Origin of the sequence: Pontibacter silvestris (assembly GCF_020907275.1) — a bacterium.
GTDB classification, from domain to species: Bacteria; Bacteroidota; Bacteroidia; order Cytophagales; family Hymenobacteraceae; genus Pontibacter; species Pontibacter silvestris.
In genome coordinates this window covers 1-2,193 of record NZ_JAJJWI010000064.1, presented here as the reverse complement: position 1 = coordinate 2,193, position 2,193 = coordinate 1, and the positions used below count along the sequence as shown (strand labels likewise).

The 2,193-nt window shown below is 52.8% G+C and carries 2 protein-coding genes; one reads left to right on the top strand and one right to left on the bottom strand.

Annotated features, from left to right (window positions below; genetic code table 11):
- Positions 1–592, bottom strand: a 592-nt coding sequence (locus tag LN995_RS21450) for a transposase (RefSeq protein ID WP_229963144.1), incomplete at its 3' end; no start/stop codon positions are given.
- A 360-nt stretch (positions 593–952) separates the two neighbouring features.
- Between LN995_RS21450 and LN995_RS21445 the strand changes: the two genes are divergently transcribed.
- Complete coding sequence (locus LN995_RS21445; RefSeq protein WP_229963143.1) at positions 953–1,609, top strand: trimeric intracellular cation channel family protein; 657 nt, start codon at positions 953–955, stop codon at positions 1,607–1,609.
- The last annotated feature ends 584 nt before the right edge of the window (positions 1,610–2,193 follow it).

Genomic DNA, 2,193 nt, shown 5'->3' with positions numbered 1-2,193 from the left:
TCCAGTCAAAGGTAGCAACTCCAGGGCTATAGTGGGTCTTGTTGCTTAGCAGACGTGCCTGTTCATTCTTTGCCCCTAATGCCGTGGGCATATTCTTGAGGTTTTCCTGGTGCTTTTCCAGCTTTCTTAACTCGTGCTCGGGAGCAGAGATGAACGCCGCTGGTTTACTGCTGGCTTTCCTGTCTGGCCTATCTGCCTCGTTATCTGCCTTTACCTTTGCCAAGTGCATTTGCACGGACTCCTTGGGTTGCTTTACAAGCAGGCTGTCTATAGAGGCATTGGCCTTGACTGGGGCTGAGCCTACGGCCTGTTGATGCCCGGCCACCATGCCTTTCTTGACACAGAGGCTGAATATGCACTCAAAGAGTGATTCGAGCAAGGACTCCGGGTAAAGCTGGCGGGTCCGGCTCAGTGTCGAGTGCCAGGGCAGCTCTTCATTGATGTCATAGCCCAGGAAGTAGAGGATATCCATTCGGAGGGAACAATGCTCTACCAGCTTTCTGTCAGAGGTGATATTCTCCAAGTAGCCGGTAAGCATGAGCTTGAAGAATACAACCGGATCAATGGAGGGATTGCCTGTGCTGCCTTGCATTCCTTAAGATATAAAATATATAGCTGCATCTCAATATGCCCTTGATGCTAGAGCAATCGCCACCCCGACTTTCTGGGAAGACTATACTTGCTCGGCTCCCTATCCCGCAAAAGGGAAGATTGATGGAGCAATCCATTTTATGGGTTTAACAGCATCTATCAAAAATCTTTTTCAAGCGATATGGCCCCTGCCGCCTGTTTTGAGCAGTGCCATCACGGTGCTTTCGGCAGGAGGAGAAACGGTCAGGGGAGGCTCATTAGCAATGTAGCCCGAACCGTCTTATCTTCGCGGGGCAGAGTGGGAACGCATGCCCCGGCAGCGGCAGGCAACCCGGCTGTATTCATTTGGGCAGGCAAGATCATGGTATACTACTCAGCGTTAAGCTTCACAACCGCTTTAGACCTCTTAGGGACTTTCGCTTTTGCCGTGAGCGGCATCAGGTGGGCCTCCACCAAGAAGTTCGACTGGTTCGGCGCCTATGCCATTGGGCTGGTGACGGCCATCGGGGGCGGGACGACCAGGGACCTGCTGCTCAACGCAACTCCCTTCTGGATGCAGGACGCCTCCTACCTGGTTATCACAGGCGCAGCCTTGCTGGCAACGCTGCTGTTCCGGAACCGGCTTTTCAGATGGGGCAGGGCCCTGTTCCTTTTTGACTCCATCGGGCTAGGCCTATTTACGGTGGTAGGGGTGGGGAAGAGCCTGGCGGCGGGGTTCCCCTTCTGGGTATGCATCCCGATGGGCGCCATCACCGGCTCCGTAGGGGGCGTTCTCCGTGATGTGCTGCTCAATGAGGTTCCGTTGCTGTTCCGGAAGGACATTTACGCCTTGGCGTGTATTGCGGGAGGCAATGTCTATATGGTGTGCTACCGATCCGGCCTGCCGGCCTCATTGACCGAGCTGCTTGCTGCCCTGACCGTAATGGCCATCCGGGTCGTTGCAGTGAGGTATCATGTACAGCTGCCGTTTCTAAAGCCCATGGATGCTGAACACGAGGATAAGGGGAACAAAGAATAAAAACCGCCGGCAATGGCTCTTAAACAGATGGCTGGCAACGGCTTCCGCAGTTCTAAGACGCCAAACAGGCTTTCGCCTCGGGGACAGTTAACCGCTCTTTAGTTTGTTTACTCTACCCGCTCCGTTTCTTTCGCTGGCTTCTCTTCCAGAATCTCCACCCGTGCCTTTTTTACAAGGATAGTGCTGGACTGATTTTTGCCAGCTTATCTACTTGAGACTATCTTTCACATCGAACGCTTTGTGTGCTGTGGCTAATGAAACTATATTCCTTATGTCAGGGTGCTCAACTGAACAAAGCCCCCGGCTACCATCGGCCATAGGCGGACAAAAGGTGTGGGGCTGGTGGAAACGAAGTACTTATTCTAGTCTTTGGTATTCCTCCCGGAATTATCGAAAGCCATCATTAAAACGTAGCCAGTCATGGTACCTACCGCTGTACCTAGGAGGTGATAGAGCCCGCTAACGTCAGGGGCGACAACCTTAAACCGTAGTAATCCTGGTTTTCGAGCACGGAGCAACGGACAGTGTTTGCTCGTTCTGGAATTAACTGATAGTGCGAGCACTGTTGAATAAGCATGACAACT